The organism is Streptomyces sp. NBC_00306 (assembly GCF_036169555.1).
Lineage (GTDB): Bacteria > Actinomycetota > Actinomycetes > Streptomycetales > Streptomycetaceae > Streptomyces > Streptomyces achmelvichensis.
In genome coordinates this window covers 1,296,858-1,312,675 of the sequence record NZ_CP108032.1, presented here as the reverse complement: position 1 = coordinate 1,312,675, position 15,818 = coordinate 1,296,858, and the positions used below count along the sequence as shown (strand labels likewise).

The 15,818-nt window shown below is 71.2% G+C and carries 15 protein-coding genes; 14 read left to right on the top strand and 1 reads right to left on the bottom strand.

Features of this window, described 5'->3' with window-relative positions; translation table 11 throughout:
- Positions 1–198: 198 nt before the first annotated feature.
- The 8 genes from aroC (at position 199) to nusB (ending at position 6,735) form a co-directional block, all read left to right on the top strand.
- Positions 199–1,383: a chorismate synthase gene (gene aroC, locus OHA05_RS05805; RefSeq protein WP_313947470.1), complete on the top strand. Its 1,185-nt coding sequence runs from the start codon at positions 199–201 to the stop codon at positions 1,381–1,383.
- Positions 1,380–1,895 carry a shikimate kinase gene (locus OHA05_RS05800; RefSeq protein WP_391845215.1) on the top strand — a complete coding sequence of 172 codons (516 nt, stop codon included), beginning with the start codon at positions 1,380–1,382 and terminating at the stop codon, positions 1,893–1,895. Before aroC ends, OHA05_RS05800 begins: the two co-directional genes overlap by 4 nt.
- Positions 1,892–2,983, top strand: a complete 1,092-nt coding sequence (aroB, locus tag OHA05_RS05795) for a 3-dehydroquinate synthase (RefSeq protein WP_313947471.1) — start codon at positions 1,892–1,894, stop codon at positions 2,981–2,983. Before OHA05_RS05800 ends, aroB begins: the two co-directional genes overlap by 4 nt.
- Positions 2,980–3,420, top strand: coding sequence for a type II 3-dehydroquinate dehydratase (locus OHA05_RS05790; RefSeq protein WP_313947472.1), 441 nt, complete (start codon positions 2,980–2,982; stop codon positions 3,418–3,420). The genes aroB and OHA05_RS05790 overlap by 4 nt, the downstream gene beginning before the upstream one ends.
- Before the next feature lie 153 nt (positions 3,421–3,573).
- The gene (locus OHA05_RS05785; RefSeq protein WP_328859997.1) at positions 3,574–4,494 is read left to right on the top strand and encodes a Pro-rich N-terminal domain-containing protein; all 921 of its coding nucleotides are present in this window, start codon (positions 3,574–3,576) and stop codon (positions 4,492–4,494) included.
- A 76-nt stretch (positions 4,495–4,570) separates the two neighbouring features.
- Positions 4,571–5,677, top strand: coding sequence for an aminopeptidase P family protein (locus OHA05_RS05780; protein WP_313947474.1), 1,107 nt, complete (start codon positions 4,571–4,573; stop codon positions 5,675–5,677).
- A 60-nt stretch (positions 5,678–5,737) separates the two neighbouring features.
- Entirely contained in the window at positions 5,738–6,304 is a 567-nt protein-coding gene (efp, locus tag OHA05_RS05775) for an elongation factor P (protein ID WP_313947475.1), read from the top strand.
- 2 nt (positions 6,305–6,306) lie between these two features.
- The gene (gene nusB / locus OHA05_RS05770) at positions 6,307–6,735 is read left to right on the top strand and encodes a transcription antitermination factor NusB (protein WP_313947476.1); all 429 of its coding nucleotides are present in this window, start codon (positions 6,307–6,309) and stop codon (positions 6,733–6,735) included.
- Positions 6,736–7,100: 365 nt separating this feature from the next.
- Here nusB and bldD read toward each other — a convergent pair whose 3' ends face one another.
- Complete coding sequence (gene bldD / locus OHA05_RS05765; protein WP_266489365.1) at positions 7,101–7,601, bottom strand: transcriptional regulator BldD; 501 nt, start codon at positions 7,599–7,601, stop codon at positions 7,101–7,103.
- A gap of 197 nt (positions 7,602–7,798) precedes the next feature.
- On the opposite strand from bldD, the gene pyrR reads away from it, so the two are divergent.
- The 6 genes from pyrR (at position 7,799) to carB (ending at position 15,776) form a co-directional block, all read left to right on the top strand.
- The gene (gene pyrR / locus OHA05_RS05760) at positions 7,799–8,374 is read left to right on the top strand and encodes a bifunctional pyr operon transcriptional regulator/uracil phosphoribosyltransferase PyrR (RefSeq protein ID WP_313947477.1); all 576 of its coding nucleotides are present in this window, start codon (positions 7,799–7,801) and stop codon (positions 8,372–8,374) included.
- Positions 8,375–8,500: 126 nt separating this feature from the next.
- On the top strand, positions 8,501–9,487 hold the full coding sequence (locus tag OHA05_RS05755; protein ID WP_313947478.1) for an aspartate carbamoyltransferase catalytic subunit: 987 nt from the start codon (positions 8,501–8,503) through the stop codon (positions 9,485–9,487).
- 2 nt (positions 9,488–9,489) lie between these two features.
- Entirely contained in the window at positions 9,490–10,776 is a 1,287-nt protein-coding gene (locus tag OHA05_RS05750) for a dihydroorotase (protein ID WP_328859996.1), read from the top strand.
- On the top strand, positions 10,773–11,342 hold the full coding sequence (locus OHA05_RS05745) for a PH-like domain-containing protein (RefSeq protein ID WP_313947480.1): 570 nt from the start codon (positions 10,773–10,775) through the stop codon (positions 11,340–11,342). Before OHA05_RS05750 ends, OHA05_RS05745 begins: the two co-directional genes overlap by 4 nt.
- Entirely contained in the window at positions 11,339–12,475 is a 1,137-nt protein-coding gene (gene carA / locus OHA05_RS05740) for a glutamine-hydrolyzing carbamoyl-phosphate synthase small subunit (protein WP_313947481.1), read from the top strand. Before OHA05_RS05745 ends, carA begins: the two co-directional genes overlap by 4 nt.
- Complete coding sequence (gene carB / locus OHA05_RS05735) at positions 12,468–15,776, top strand: carbamoyl-phosphate synthase large subunit (protein WP_328859995.1); 3,309 nt, start codon at positions 12,468–12,470, stop codon at positions 15,774–15,776. Before carA ends, carB begins: the two co-directional genes overlap by 8 nt.
- Positions 15,777–15,818: the final 42 nt, after the last annotated feature.

Sequence of the window (15,818 nt, the reverse complement as noted above, 5' to 3'; positions counted from 1 at the left end):
GTCGGCGCGCCTGGCCGGGGCGAGGACGCTGACACACGCTGATACGCGGCGTCCGACTGCTGGACCGGCGGCCGGGTCCCACGTCCGGACATGGGAGGATCGGGGGTAGGCGGGCCAGGGCCGCGCTGCCCCAGTTGTCGCTGGGACGTGTCCCGGGCCGCGCCGTCGCAGGCCCAGGCGCGAGCAGGAGGAGCACCGTTGAGCAGGTTGCGTTGGCTGACGGCGGGGGAGTCGCACGGACCCGCACTGGTGGCGACGCTGGAGGGTCTTCCCGCCGGTGTGCCGATCACCACGGACATGGTGGCGGACCACCTTGCCCGTCGGCGTCTCGGCTACGGACGCGGTGCGCGGATGAAGTTCGAGCGCGACGAGGTGACCTTCCTCGGCGGTGTGCGCCACGGGCTGACGATGGGCTCGCCGGTCGCGGTCATGGTGGGCAACACCGAGTGGCCGAAGTGGGAGAAGGTCATGGCGGCCGATCCCGTCGACCCCGACGAGCTGGCCGCGCTCGCCCGTAACGCGCCGCTGACGCGTCCCCGCCCGGGCCACGCCGACCTGGCGGGCATGCAGAAGTACGCCCTGGACGAGGCCCGTCCGATCCTGGAGCGCGCCAGCGCCCGGGAGACCGCCGCCCGCGTCGCGCTCGGCGCCGTCGCCCGCTCCTACCTCAAGGAGACGGCCGGCATCGAGATCGTCTCCCACGTGGTGGAGCTGGCCGCGGCCAGGGCTCCGTACGGCGTGGTCCCGACCCCGGCCGATGTCGAGAAGCTGGACGCCGACCCGGTCCGCTGCCTGGACGCGGACGCGTCGAAGGCGATGGTCGCGGAGATCGACCAGGCCCACAAGGACGGCGACACCCTCGGCGGAGTCGTCGAGGTGCTCGCCTACGACGTCCCGGTCGGCCTCGGCTCCCACGTCCACTGGGACCGGCGCCTCGACGCACGGCTCGCTGCCGCGCTCATGGGCATCCAGGCCATCAAGGGCGTCGAGGTCGGCGACGGCTTCGAACTGGCCCGGGTGCCGGGTTCGAAGGCCCACGACGAGATCGTGCCCACCGCGGACGGGCTCCGTCGCTCGACGGGCCGCTCCGGCGGTACCGAGGGCGGTATGTCCACCGGTGAGCTGCTGCGGGTGCGCGCGGCCATGAAGCCGATCGCGACCGTCCCGCGTGCGCTGGCGACCGTCGATGTCGCCACCGGCGAGGTCGCGGCCGCCCACCACCAGCGCTCCGACGTCTGCGCCGTGCCCGCGGCCGGCATCGTCGCCGAGGCGATGGTGGCGCTGGTGCTCGCCGACGCGGTGGCCGAGAAGTTCGGCGGCGACAGCGTGAGCGAGACCCGCCGCAACGTGCGCTCGTACCTCGACAACCTGCACATCCGGTGAGCGCCCCGCTGATCGTCCTGGTCGGGCCGATGGGCTCCGGCAAGTCCACCGTCGGCGCGCTGCTCGCCGAACAGCTGGGCGTGGCCTACCGGGACACCGACGCCGACATCGTCGCGTCCGAGGGACGGGAGATCTCGGACCTCTTCGTCGACGAGGGCGAGCCCTACTTCCGTGAGCTGGAGCGCGCGGCCGTACGGGACGCGGTCGCCGCCCACACGGGTGTGCTCTCCCTCGGCGGCGGCGCCGTCCTCGACGACGCGACCCGCGAACTGCTCGCCGGCCTGCCCGTCGTCTACCTCTCGATGGAGGTGGAGGAGGCGGTCCGGCGCGTGGGGCTGAACCAGGCCCGGCCGCTCCTCGCCGTCAACCCCCGCAAGCAGTGGCGCGAGCTGATGGACGCCCGCCGTCATCTGTACACCGAGGTGGCCCGTGTCGTCGTGGCCACCGACGAACGCACGCCCGAAGAGGTCGCCGAGGCGGTCCTCGACGCTTTGGAGCTGAAGGACGTATGACCGATCAGTCCGTGACCCGTATCCAGGTCGGCGGTACGGAAGGCTCCGACCCGTACGAGGTCCTGGTGGGCCGTCAGCTGCTCGGTGAGCTCCCCGCGCTGATCGGGCGGGCGCAGCGGGTGGCCGTCCTGCACCCCGAGGCGCTCGCCGGGACGGGCGAGGCGATCCGTGAGGACCTGGCCTCCCAGGGCTACGAGGCCATCGCGATCCAGCTGCCGAACGCCGAGGAGTCCAAGACCGTCGAGGTCGCCGCGTACTGCTGGAAGGCCCTCGGGCAGACCGGCTTCACCCGCAGCGACGTCGTCATCGGTGTCGGCGGCGGCGCCACCACCGACCTCGCGGGCTTCGTCGCGGCGACCTGGCTGCGCGGGGTGCGCTGGATCGCCCTGCCGACCACGGTGCTCGGCATGGTCGACGCGGCGGTCGGCGGCAAGACCGGTATCAACACCGCCGAGGGAAAGAACCTGGTCGGCGCCTTCCACCCGCCGGCCGGCGTCCTGTGCGACCTGGCCGCCCTCGACTCCCTGCCGGTCAACGACTACGTCAGCGGTCTGGCGGAGATCATCAAGGCCGGTTTCATCGCCGACCCGGTGATCCTGGAGCTCATCGAGGCCGACCCGGAGGGCGCGCGCTCGCCCGCCGGTCAGCATGCCGCCGAGCTGATCGAACGGTCCATCCGGGTCAAGGCCGAGGTCGTGTCCAACGATCTCAAGGAGTCGGGTCTCCGCGAGATCCTGAACTACGGCCACACCCTCGCCCACGCCATCGAGAAGAACGAGCGCTACAAGTGGCGCCACGGCGCGGCGGTCTCGGTCGGCATGGTCTTCGCCGCCGAACTGGGCCGGCTGGCCGGGCGGCTCGACGACGCGACCGCCGACCGTCACCGTGCGGTCCTCGAGTCCGTGGGGCTGCCGCTGACCTACCGTGGCGACCAGTGGCCGAAGCTCCTGGAGACCATGAAGGTCGACAAGAAGTCCCGCGGCAACCTGCTGCGCTTCATCGTCCTCGACTCCCTCGCCAAGCCGACCGTGCTGGAGGGACCGGACCCGGCGGTGCTGCTCGCCGCGTACGGCGAGGTGTCCGCGTGACCCGCCGGGTGCTGGTGCTCAACGGGCCCAACCTCGGGCGCCTCGGCTCCCGCGAGCCCGACGTCTACGGCGCCACCTCCTACGCCGGACTGGTGGAGGCCTGCCGGACGCTCGGCAAGGAACTCGGCTTCGACGTCGACGTACGCGAGACGAACGACGAGGGCGAGATGATCCGCTGGCTGCACGAAGCGGCGGACGGTTCGATTCCGGTCGTTCTCAACCCCGGTGCCTTCACCCACTACTCGTACGGCATGCGGGACGCCGCGGCGCAGCGCACCGCCCCGCTGATCGAGGTGCACATCTCCAACCCCTACGCACGCGAGGCATTTCGGCACACTTCGGTGGTGGCCGCCGTCGCCAGCGGTACGGTCGCCGGCTTCGGCATCGGCTCCTACCGGCTCGCCCTGCGCGCGCTGGCGGAGGAAATCGCGGGCTGAACAGGGCACTTCGGGCCGATCCCGGCCGTTCACCCAGTGGCGGCCGGGACTTCGAGGACGTATTCCGGCGCCGCCGCGGGGTACGGTTCGGTAGCAACGGCGGCCGAGCTGCCGCCTGACCAGCGACAGTCGCACGAGACGGAGTGGCACCGGATGCAGCACGCAGTGGGGGGTCCGCTGCCGCCCCACCGGCCGGGGCACGGGCCGGCCGGATGGACACACAGCGCCCAGCACCCCGGGCCGCCGCCGGGCCCTCCCCCCGGACACCCGGCCGCACCGCCGCAGGGTCCGCCCGCGGGCCCGCCGCCCGCGGGACACGCTCCCCGGCCGCAGCAGCCCGCACATCCGGGACCGCCGCCCCCGCACACCGGGCAGCCCCCGCAGGGCTGGACGGGACCGAGGCCCCAGCACCCCTCCGCGGCACTACCGTCCCGCGACACCACCGGGCACGTCCCGCTGCCGCCCGGCGGGCCGGTTCCCATACCCGCGCCCCCGCAGAACGACGGCGGCACCGGCACGGCCACCCTCGCCGTCCTGCTGATCGGCCCCGCCGGCGCCGGCAAGACGACCGTGGCCCGTCACTGGGCGACCAGCCGGCGCGTCCCCACGGCCCACATCAGCCTCGACGACGTCCGCGAATGGGTCTGCACGGGCTTCGCCGACCCCCAGTCCGGTTGGAACGACAGCTCCGAGGCCCAGTACCGCCTCGCCCGCCGCACCTGTGGCTTCGCCGCCCGCAATTTCCTGGCCAACGGCATCTCCTGCATCCTCGACGACGCGGTCTTCCCCGACCGCCCGGTCGTGGGACTCGGCGGCTGGAAGCGGCACGTCGGCCCCGGCCTGCTGCCCGTCGTGCTGCTCCCCGGCCTCGAGGTCGTGCTGGAGCGCAACGCCGAGCGCAGCGGGAACCGCAGGCTCTCCGACGAGGAGGTGGCGAGCATCCACGGCCGGATGGCCGGCTGGTACGGCTCGGGCCTGCCGATCATCGACAACTCCAAGTACGACGTCGAGACCACCGCCCGGGTCCTCGACGAGGTCCTCGCCCGCTCCATCGCGAGCCCGCCGGCCTGGTAGCCGCCCCCGCCGTGCCACGCCCCCGGTCGGACGCGCTGACCGGGCCGCCTCGCGCCCGCGCTCGTAGGCTCGGAACATGTCAGAGGTGTATGGCGTCCGCCGCAGCCGGCTGCGCGACCGGTGCGCGGCCACCGGCAGCGACGGGGCCCTGGTCTCCCGTCCCGCGAACGTCCGCTATCTCGCGGGCGGAGCGCCTCCCGGGGCCGTTCTGCTGCTGGGCGGGGCCGAGGACATCCTGCTCTGCCCCCGTACGCTCACCGGCGACCCCGCCGACGGCCGCCCGGACGAACGGCTGCGGCTGACCGTCCTGCCCACCTCCGCGGGCGACCCCGCGGTCGCCGCCGCCGAGCTGGCCCGGACGGAGGGCGTCGAATCCCTCGCCGTCGAGGAGCACCACCTGACCGTCGTCCGCCATCGCGCGCTGCGCTCGGTGGCGCCGCGGCTGCGCATCGCCGACCTGGGCCTCGCCGTCGAGCACCTGCGCATCGTCAAGGACGAGGAGGAGATCGCCTGTCTGCGCATCGCGGCGGAGATCACCGACCAGGCGCTGGGGGAATTGCTGGAGTCGATCCTGGTGGGGCGCACCGAGCGGCATCTCGCCCTCGAACTGGAGCGCCGGCTCGTGGACCACGGCGCCGACGGCCCCGCGTTCGCCACGTCCGTCGCGACCGGACCCAACTCGGGCCGTGGCGGTCACCGCCCCACCGACCGCAGGGTCGAGGAGGGTGATTTCCTCTCCGTCTGCGTCGGTGCCAATTACCGCGGGTACCGCTGCGAGATCGGCCGCACCTTCGTGATCGGCACCTCGCCCGCGGACTGGCAGATCGAGCTGTACGACATCGTCTTCGCCGCTCAGCGGGCCGCTCGGGAGTCCCTCCTGCCCGGTGCCGCGTACCGCGAGGTCGACCACGCGGCCCGGCAGATCCTCGATGCCGCGGGCCACGGAGAGGGCCTCGCACAGCTCACCGGGCACGGCGTGGGGCTCGAAATCGAGGAGGACCCGCGGCTGGGCCCTGCCGCCATGGGTAAACTGGACGCTTGTGTGCCGGTCACCGTCGAACCGGGGGTCCACGTCCCCGGCCGGGGAGGTGTCCGGATCGATGACACGCTCGTCGTGCGCCAGGAGGCGGACGGCGGACCCGAGCTACTCACCATCACGACCAAGGAACTGCTCGCGCTCTAGCCTCGCGGCAGCGCGTTTCCTCGGTCGTCCACCAGCGTCAGTCCAGGAGATTCCGCAACCGTGGCTTCCACGAACGACCTCAAGAACGGCATGGTGCTCAAGCTCGACGGAGGCCAGCTCTGGTCCGTCGTCGAGTTCCAGCACGTCAAGCCCGGCAAGGGCCCTGCCTTCGTGCGCACCAAGCTCAAGAACGTGCTCTCCGGCAAGGTCGTCGACAAGACCTTCAACGCCGGCGTGAAGGTCGAGACGGCCACCGTCGACCGCCGCGACATGCAGTTCTCGTACATGGACGGCGAGTACTTCGTGTTCATGGACATGCAGACCTATGACCAGCTCATGGTCGACCGCAAGGCCGTCGGCGATTCCGCCAACTACCTGATCGAGGGCTTCACGGCCAGCGTCGCCCAGCACGAGGGCGAGGTGCTCTACGTCGAGCTGCCCGCCGCCGTCGAGCTGGTCATCCAGGAGACCGAGCCGGGCGTCCAGGGCGACCGCTCCACCGGCGGCACCAAGCCCGCCACCCTGGAGACGGGCTTCACCATCCAGGTCCCGCTCTTCATCACCACCGGTGAGAAGATCAAGGTCGACACCCGTTCCGGCGACTACCTCGGCCGGGTGAACAGCTAACCGTGGCTGCTCGCAACAAGGCCCGTAAGCGCGCCTTCCAGATCCTCTTCGAGGCCGACCAGCGCGGGGCGTCCGTGCAGACGGTCCTCGCGGACTGGGTCCGGCACGCACGGTCCGACGACCGGCAGCCGCCCGTCGGTGAGTACACCATGGAGCTGGTCGAGGGGTACGCGGAGTACGCGGACCGGATCGACGACCTCATCGCCACGTACGCGGTCGGCTGGACGATCGACCGGATGCCGGTCGTCGACCGGAACATCCTGCGGCTCGGCGCGTACGAGCTGGTGTGGGTGGACGAGACCCCGGACGCGGTGGTGATCGACGAGGCGGTGCAGCTCGCCAAGGAGTTCTCCACCGATGAGTCCCCTGCGTTCGTGAACGGCCTGCTGGGCCGCTTCAAGGACCTCAAGCCGAGCCTGCGGCGCTCTTAGCGGCGGGACGGTTCCACCGGGCCCGGGACGGAAGACGAAAGGTCTTCGGTCCCGGGCCCGGTGCATGTCCGGTCTCCGGGCGCCCGGCGTCCGCACGCATACGGCGGCGACGGAACGTACGTCCTGACGGGGCGACAGCAGCCTGCCGCCGCCCAAGCGTTGGCCAAAGCTCGGGAGCCGGCCGGGCCGCCGAGGATCCGGGAACCGAGCCGGATCCGACGTGCTGTCAGCCCCGCGGATCCGGAGCGAGATGCCGGACCGGGAGGCGGACGGGGACCCGGCGCGGGACCGGGAGGAAAACGTCGGAGGGCGAACCCGCATACGACGGGTTCGCCCTCCGATGTGACGTTTCTCCTGAAGTGGGATCAGCCCTCTTCGTGAGTCACGGCACGGCGTGCATCGGCGTCCAGGACGCCCCAGCTGATCAGCTGCTCGGTCAGGACCGACGGCGACTGGTCGTAGATGACCGCCAGCGTGCGCAGGTCGTCCTGGCGGATCGACAGCACCTTGCCGTTGTAGTCGCCGCGCTGGGACTGGATCGTCGCTGCGTAACGCTGCAGCGGGCCCGCCTTCTCCTGCGGGACATGGGCCAGGCGCTCCAGGTCCAGCACGAGCTTCGGCGGCGGCTCGGCGGCTCCGCCGGGCGTGGTGCCGGGCAGCAGCTCCTGGACCGGAACCCCGTAGAAATCGGCCAGCTCGGCGAGGCGCTGCACGGTCACGGCGCGGTCGCCGCGCTCGTAGGACCCGACCACGACGGCCTTCCAGCGGCCCTGGGACTTCTCCTCCACGCCGTGGAGGGACAGCCCCTGCTGCGTGCGGATGGCGCGGAGCTTGGCCCCGAGCTGCTTTGCGTATTCGCTGGACATATAGCTCCCCGGACGAAGTCTGGTAACTCACTGTGAGGTTACGCAGCGTTACTTGGATGCGTCAAGCCGAATGGGGCCGGACCGGTTGTCGACAGGGGCGCGACCGGCCGCCCCGCAAGGCCCTGGTACCGTGGGTGGCGCAAATCCGACGTCCTTTAACGTCCGTCCCGTGAGGCGGAGAAGGAGGTCCGTTTCTTATGGACGCCAGCAGCTCCGATGTGGCACGCCCCGTACTCGAGGCGCCCGACATCGCGCGGGTTCTGACCCGCATCGCCCACGAGATCGTCGAACGCGCCAAGGGCGCCGACGACGTGGTTCTTCTCGGCATTCCGACCCGCGGTGTGTTCCTCGCCCGCCGGCTCGCCGACAAGCTCGAGGAGATCACCGGCCGCACAATGCCGGTCGGCTCGCTCGACATCACCATGTACCGCGACGACCTGCGGATGCGGCCCGCCCGCACGCTGGCCCGCACCGACATCCCCGGCGACGGTGTGGACGGCCGCCTCGTCGTCCTCGTCGACGACGTGCTCTTCTCCGGCCGCACCATCCGCGCCGCCCTCGACGCGCTCGGCGACATCGGCCGCCCGCGCGCCGTGCAGCTGGCGGTCCTGGTCGACCGCGGCCATCGCGAGCTGCCCATCCGCGCCGACTACGTCGGCAAGAACCTCCCCACGTCGTTGCGGGAGACGGTCAAGGTCCTGCTCGCCGAGGAGGACGGTCGCGACACCGTGCTCCTCGGTGTCCGCGAGGCCGCCCCGGCCGGCGAGCAGTAGCGCGCTTCCTCCGTACGGCCACGTGCCGTACGGACGCCTCTGCACGCCCGCAAGTCCACCGTGCCCCGCCCGGGTCACCCCCCGCCGGCCCGGCACACCGACCGCCACACACCGGAGCACACCCAGATGAAGCGTCACCTCATCTCGGCCGCCGACCTCACCCGTGACGACGCCGTCCTGATCCTCGACACCGCCGAGGAGATGGCCCGGGTCGCGGACCGGCCGATCAAGAAGCTGCCCACCCTGCGCGGACGCACCGTCGTCAACCTCTTCTTCGAGGACTCGACCCGCACCCGGATCTCCTTCGAGGCCGCCGCCAAGCGGCTCTCCGCCGACGTCATCAACTTCTCCGCCAAGGGGTCGTCGGTCTCCAAGGGCGAATCGCTCAAGGACACCGCGCTGACCCTGGAGGCGATGGGCGCGGACGCCGTCGTCATCCGCCACCACGCCTCCGGTGCCCCCTACCGGCTGGCGAACTCCGGCTGGATCGACGGAGCCGTCGTCAACGCGGGCGACGGCACCCACGAGCACCCCACCCAGGCCCTCCTGGACGCCTTCACCATGCGCCGCCGCCTGGTCGGGCGGGACGCCGGCCTCGGCCGCGACCTGGAAGGGCGCCGGATCACCGTCGTCGGCGATGTGCTGCACAGCCGCGTCGCCCGCTCCAACGTCCTGCTCCTGAACACCCTGGGCGCCGAGGTGACCCTGGTCGCCCCGCCGACCCTCGTCCCGATCGGCGTCGAGAACTGGCCGTGCCAGGTGTCGTACAGCCTCGACGAGGTGCTGCCCAAGTCCGACGCCGTGATGATGCTGCGGGTCCAGCGCGAGCGGATGAACGCCGCGTTCTTCCCCACCGAGCGCGAGTACTCGCGCCGCTACGGCCTGGACGGCGACCGCATGGCGCGGATGCCGGAGCACGCCATCGTCATGCACCCCGGCCCGATGAACCGCGGCATGGAGATCACCGCCGAGGTCGCCGACTCCGACCGCTGCACCGCCGTCGAGCAGGTCGCCAACGGCGTCTCGATCCGGATGGCCGTCCTGTACCTGCTGCTGGGCGGCAACGAGCCCGCCGTCAGCCCCGCCCACTCCCGTACCGAGGAGAGCAAGTAACCATGAGCAAGACCCTTATCCGTGGCGCGAAGGTGCTGGGCGGCGAGCCGCAGGACGTCCTGATCGACGGCGAGACCATCGCGGCCGTCGGCGCCGGCCTGAGCGCCGAGGGCGCGACCGTGATCGAGGCCGAGGGCAGGATCCTGCTGCCGGGCCTCGTCGATCTGCACACCCATCTGCGCGAGCCCGGCCGCGAGGACTCCGAGACCGTCCTGACCGGCACCAAGGCCGCCGCCGTCGGCGGCTTCACCGCCGTCCACGCCATGGCCAACACCTTCCCGGTCGCCGACACCGCCGGCGTCGTCGAGCAGGTCTGGCGGCTCGGCAAGGAGTCCGGCTACTGCGACGTCCAGCCGGTCGGCGCCGTCACCGTGGGGCTGGAGGGCAAGCAGCTCGCCGAACTCGGCGCGATGCACGACTCCGCCGCCGGGGTGAAGGTCTTCTCCGACGACGGCAAGTGCGTCGACGACGCGGTGATCATGCGCCGCGCGCTGGAGTACGTGAAGGCCTTCGACGGCGTCGTCGCCCAGCACGCGCAGGAGCCCCGCCTGACCGAGGGCGCCCAGATGAACGAGGGCGTCGTCTCCGCCGAGCTCGGACTCGGCGGCTGGCCCGCCGTCGCCGAGGAGTCGATCATCGCCCGCGATGTCCTCCTCGCCGCCCACGTCGGCTCCCGGGTGCACATCTGCCACCTCTCCACCGCAGGCTCCGTGGAGATCGTCCGCTGGGCCAAGTCCAAGGGCTGGGACGTCACCGCCGAGGTCACCCCCCACCACCTGCTGCTCACCGACGACCTGGTGCGCACCTACAACCCCGTCTACAAGGTCAACCCGCCGCTGCGCACCGAGGCCGATGTGATGGCCCTGCGCGAGGCGCTCGCCGACGGCACCATCGACTGCGTCGCCACCGACCACGCCCCGCACCCGCACGAGGACAAGGACTGCGAGTGGGGCGCGGCGGCCATGGGCATGGTCGGCCTGGAGACCGCGCTCTCCGTCGTCCAGGAGACGATGATCGAGACCGGTCTGACCGACTGGGCGGGTGTCGCCGACCGGATGTCCTTCCGGCCCGCGAAGATCGGCCGCCTCAAGGGCCACGGACGCCCCGTCTCGGCTGGTGAGCCCGCGAACCTCACGCTCGTCGATCCGGCATACCGTGGAGCGGTGGACCCCGCGGGCTTCGCGTCCCGCAGCCGCAACACCCCGTACGAGGGCCGTGAGCTGCCGGGACGCGTCACCCACACCTTCCTGCGGGGCCGCGCCACGGTCGTCGACGGGAAGCTCGCGTGACAACTCATCTCCACATCGCCGCCGCGAAGCAGTCCGCGGAGGTCACCGACTGGGCGGCCCGCGCGGGCTGGGTCGTCGGGCTGCTGCTCTTCATCGCCTTCGTCTACTGGCTGATGCGCCAGGGCTGGAAGTGGCGGGGCAGCCTGCAGTCCGGTCTGCCGGAGCTCCCCACCGCGCCGGACGCGCCCGGAGAGGCCAAGCTGACCATGACGGGCCGCTACCACGGCTCGACCACGGCCGGTCAGTGGCTCGACCGCATCGTGGCGCACGGTCTGGGCACCCGCAGCCGCGTGGAGCTCACCCTGACCGACGCGGGACTGGATGTCGTACGCCCCGGGGCCGCCGACTTCTTCGTCCCCGCGGCACAGCTGCGCGAGGCACGGCTCGACAAGGGGATCGCCGGCAAGGTGCTCGCCGAGGGCGGGCTGCTGATCGTCACCTGGCAGCACGGCGAGACGCTCATCGACTCGGGCTTCCGCTCGGACCACGCGGCCGAGCACACCGCCTGGGTCGAGGCCGTCAACTCCATGAACACGCACATCACGACGGAAGGCACCGCACGATGACGACCTCCACCCGGGGAACCGCGAAGGTTCCCGCCGTACTCGTCCTGGAGGACGGCCGCATCTTCCGCGGCCGCGCCTACGGGGCCGTGGGGGAGACCTTCGGCGAGGCGGTGTTCAACACCGGCATGACCGGTTACCAGGAGACGCTGACCGACCCCTCGTACCACCGCCAGGTCGTCGTGATGACCGCCCCGCACGTCGGCAACACCGGCGTCAACGACGAGGACGACGAGTCCCGCAAGATCTGGGTCGCCGGATACGTCGTACGCGACCCCGCCCGGGTCCGCTCCAACTGGCGCTCGCGGCGCACCCTCGACGACGAGCTCGTCGCCCAGGGCGTCGTCGGCATCAGCGACATCGACACCCGCGCCCTCACCCGGCATCTGCGCGAGCGCGGCGCGATGCGCGTCGGCATCTTCTCCGGGGAGGGCCTGGCCGACGACGGGACGCTGCTCACCCGCGTCCGGCAGGCCCCCGAGATGTCGGGCGCCGACCTGTCCGCCCAGGTGGCCACCACCGACGCCTACGTCGTCCCCGCCATCGGCACCAAGCGCTTCACCGTGGTCGCCCTCGACCTCGGCATCAAGGGCATGACCCCGCACCGGATGGCCGAGCGCGGCATCGAGGTGCACGTGCTGCCCGCCACCGCCACGGTCGACGAGGTGTACGCGGTCCGACCCGACGGCGTGTTCCTGTCCAACGGCCCCGGCGACCCCGCCACCGCCGACCTGACCGTCGTCAAGGCGGTCCTCGAGCGCAGCACCCCGCTGTTCGGCATCTGCTTCGGCAACCAGCTCCTCGGCCGTTCGCTCGGCTTCGGAACCTACAAGCTGAAGTACGGCCACCGCGGCATCAACCAGCCCGTCCAGGACCGCTCCACGGGCAAGGTCGAGGTCACCGCGCACAACCACGGCTTCGCCGTCGACGCCCCGCTCGACCAGGTCTCCGAGACGCCCTACGGGCGCGCAGAGGTCTCCCACGTCTGTCTCAACGACAACGTGGTGGAGGGCCTGCGGCTGCTCGACCGGCCGGCCTTCAGCGTCCAGTACCACCCCGAGGCGGCCGCGGGCCCGCACGACGCCGCGTACCTCTTCGACCGCTTCGTATCCCTGATGGAGGGCCAGCGTGCCTAAGCGCTCCGACATCCAGTCCGTTCTGGTCATCGGCTCCGGCCCGATCGTCATCGGTCAGGCCGCCGAGTTCGACTACTCCGGCACCCAGGCCTGCCGCGTCCTCAAGTCCGAGGGTCTGCGCGTCATCCTGGTGAACTCCAACCCGGCGACGATCATGACCGACCCGGAGATCGCCGACGCCACCTACGTCGAGCCCATCACCCCCGAGTTCGTCGAGAAGATCATCGCCAAGGAGCGGCCCGACGCGCTGCTGCCCACCCTCGGCGGTCAGACCGCGCTCAACACCGCGATCTCCATGCACGAGCAGGGTGTGCTCGAGAAGTACGGCGTCGAGCTCATCGGCGCCAACGTCGAGGCGATCAACAAGGGTGAGGACCGCGACCTCTTCAAGGAGGTCGTCGAGGCCGTCCGGGGGAAGATCGGCCACGGCGAGTCCGCCCGCTCCGTCATCTGCCACTCCATGGACGACGTGATCAAGGGCGTCGACACGCTGGGCGGCTACCCCGTCGTCGTCCGCCCCTCCTTCACCATGGGCGGCGCCGGCTCCGGCTTCGCCCATGACGAGGGCGAACTGCGCCGTATCGCCGGCCAGGGCCTGACGCTCTCGCCGACCACCGAGGTGCTCCTGGAGGAGTCCATCCTCGGCTGGAAGGAGTACGAGCTGGAGCTGATGCGCGACAAGAACGACAACGTCGTGGTCGTGTGCTCCATCGAGAACTTCGACCCCATGGGTGTGCACACCGGCGACTCGATCACCGTCGCCCCCGCGATGACCCTCACCGACCGCGAGTACCAGCGGCTGCGCGACATCGGCATCGCGATCATCCGCGAGGTCGGCGTCGACACCGGCGGCTGCAACATCCAGTTCGCCGTCAACCCCGAAGACGGCCGGATCATCGTCATCGAGATGAACCCCCGCGTCTCCCGCTCCTCGGCGCTGGCATCCAAGGCGACCGGCTTCCCGATCGCCAAGATCGCGGCCCGGCTCGCCGTCGGCTACACCCTCGACGAGATCCCGAACGACATCACCGAGAAGACCCCGGCGTCCTTCGAGCCCACGCTCGACTACGTCGTCGTCAAGGTGCCCCGCTTCGCCTTCGAGAAGTTCCCCTCCGCCGACGCCACCCTGACCACCACCATGAAGTCGGTGGGCGAGGCCATGGCGATCGGCCGGAACTTCACCGAGGCGCTGCAGAAGGCCCTGCGGTCCCTGGAGAAGAAGGGCTCGCAGTTCGCCTTCACCGGCGAGCCCGGTGACAAGGACGAGCTGCTGCGCGTCGCCGTCACCCCGACCGACGGCCGCATCAACACCGTCATGCAGGCCATCCGCGCGGGCGCCACCCCCGAGGAGGTCTTCGAGGCGACGAAGATCGACCCGTGGTTCGTCGACCAGCTGTTCCTGATCAAGGAGCACGCGGACGAGCTGGCCGCCGCCGAGAAGCTCGGCCCCGAGCTGCTCGCCGAGGCCAAGCGGCACGGCTTCTCCGACGCCCAGATCGCGGAGATCCGCGGACTGCGCGAGGACGTCGTCCGCGAGGTCCGGCACGCGCTGGGCGTCCGGCCGGTCTACAAGACCGTCGACACCTGCGCCGCCGAGTTCGCCGCAAGGACCCCGTACTTCTACTCCTCGTACGACGAGGAGAGCGAGGTCGCTCCGCGCGAGAAGCCCGCCGTGATCATCCTCGGCTCCGGTCCGAACCGCATCGGCCAGGGCATCGAGTTCGACTACTCCTGCGTCCACGCCTCCTTCGCGCTCAGCGAGGCCGGCTACGAGACCGTGATGGTCAACTGCAACCCCGAGACCGTCTCCACCGACTACGACACCTCCGACCGGCTCTACTTCGAGCCGCTCACCCTGGAGGACGTCCTGGAGATCGTGCACGCCGAGACGCTCGCCGGCCCCATCGCCGGCGTCGTCGTCCAGCTCGGCGGCCAGACCCCGCTGGGTCTGGCACAGGCGCTCAAGGACAACGGCGTGCCGGTCGTCGGCACCTCCCCGGAGGCGATCCACGCCGCCGAGGACCGCGGCGCCTTCGGCCGCGTACTGAAGGAGGCCGGACTCCCGGCGCCCAAGCACGGCACCGCGACCACCTTCGCCGAGGCCAAGGCCATCGCCGACGAGATCGGCTACCCGGTCCTGGTGCGCCCGTCCTATGTGCTCGGCGGCCGCGGCATGGAGATCGTGTACGAGGAGAGCCGCCTCGAGACGTACATCGCCGAGTCCACCGAGATCAGCCCCACCCGGCCGGTCCTGGTCGACCGCTTCCTCGACGACGCCATCGAGATCGACGTCGACGCCCTCTACGACGGCACCGAGCTCTACCTGGGCGGCGTCATGGAGCACATCGAGGAGGCCGGCATCCACTCCGGCGACTCGGCGTGCGCGCTGCCCCCGATCACGCTCGGCGGCTTCGACATCAAGCGGCTGCGCGCCTCCACCGAGGCGATCGCCCGGGGCGTCGGCGTACGCGGACTGATCAACATCCAGTTCGCACTGGCCGGCGACATCCTGTACGTCCTGGAGGCCAACCCGCGCGCCTCCCGCACCGTCCCCTTCACCTCGAAGGCGACCGCCGTACCGCTGGCGAAGGCCGCCGCGCGTATCTCGCTGGGCGCGACCATCGCCGAACTGCGCGGCGAGGGCCTGCTCCCGGCCCGCGGCGACGGTGGCACGCTCCCCATGGACGCGCCGATCTCCGTCAAGGAGGCCGTGATGCCGTGGTCGCGCTTCCGCGACATTCACGGCCGCGGCGTCGACACCGTCCTCGGCCCGGAGATGCGCTCCACCGGCGAGGTCATGGGCATCGACACCGTCTTCGGCACGGCGTACGCCAAGTCGCAGGCCGGTGCGTACGGTCCGCTGCCCACCAAGGGCCGCGCGTTCATCTCCGTCGCCAACCGCGACAAGCGCTCGATGATCTTCCCGGCCCGTGAGCTCGTCGCCCACGGCTTCGAGCTGCTCGCCACCTCCGGCACGGCCGAGGTGCTCAAGCGCAACGGCATCAACGCCACGATCGTGCGCAAGCACTCCGAGGGCGAAGGGCCGGACGGCGAGAAGACCATCGTCCAGCTGATCCACGACGGCCAGGTCGACCTCATCGTCAACACGCCCTACGGCACGGGCGGCCGTCTCGACGGCTACGACATCCGGACGGCAGCGGTGGCGCGCAGCGTGCCGTGTCTGACGACGGTCCAGGCGCTCGCCGCCGCCGTCCAGGGCATCGACGCGCTCAACCGCGGTGACGTGGGCGTCCGTTCCCTCCAGGAACACGCCGAACATCTGATCGCGGCCCGCGACTAGCCACCCACGAGGGGGACACCACACGGTGTCCCCCTCTTCATG

What these genes read in the sequence shown, in the direction of transcription:
- pyrR (WP_313947477.1), top strand. Translation starts at nt 7,799, where the DNA reads ATGGACGCCAGCAGCTCCGATGTGGCACGCCCCGTACTCGAGGCGCCC.
- OHA05_RS05785 (WP_328859997.1), top strand. Translation starts at nt 3,574, where the DNA reads ATGCAGCACGCAGTGGGGGGTCCGCTGCCGCCCCACCGGCCGGGGCAC.
- bldD (WP_266489365.1), bottom strand. Translation starts at nt 7,601, where the DNA reads ATGTCCAGCGAATACGCAAAGCAGCTCGGGGCCAAGCTCCGCGCCATC.
- OHA05_RS05780 (WP_313947474.1), top strand. Translation starts at nt 4,571, where the DNA reads ATGTCAGAGGTGTATGGCGTCCGCCGCAGCCGGCTGCGCGACCGGTGC.
- OHA05_RS05755 (WP_313947478.1), top strand. Translation starts at nt 8,501, where the DNA reads ATGAAGCGTCACCTCATCTCGGCCGCCGACCTCACCCGTGACGACGCC.
- aroB (WP_313947471.1), top strand. Translation starts at nt 1,892, where the DNA reads ATGACCGATCAGTCCGTGACCCGTATCCAGGTCGGCGGTACGGAAGGC.
- carA (WP_313947481.1), top strand. Translation starts at nt 11,339, where the DNA reads ATGACGACCTCCACCCGGGGAACCGCGAAGGTTCCCGCCGTACTCGTC.
- OHA05_RS05750 (WP_328859996.1), top strand. Translation starts at nt 9,490, where the DNA reads ATGAGCAAGACCCTTATCCGTGGCGCGAAGGTGCTGGGCGGCGAGCCG.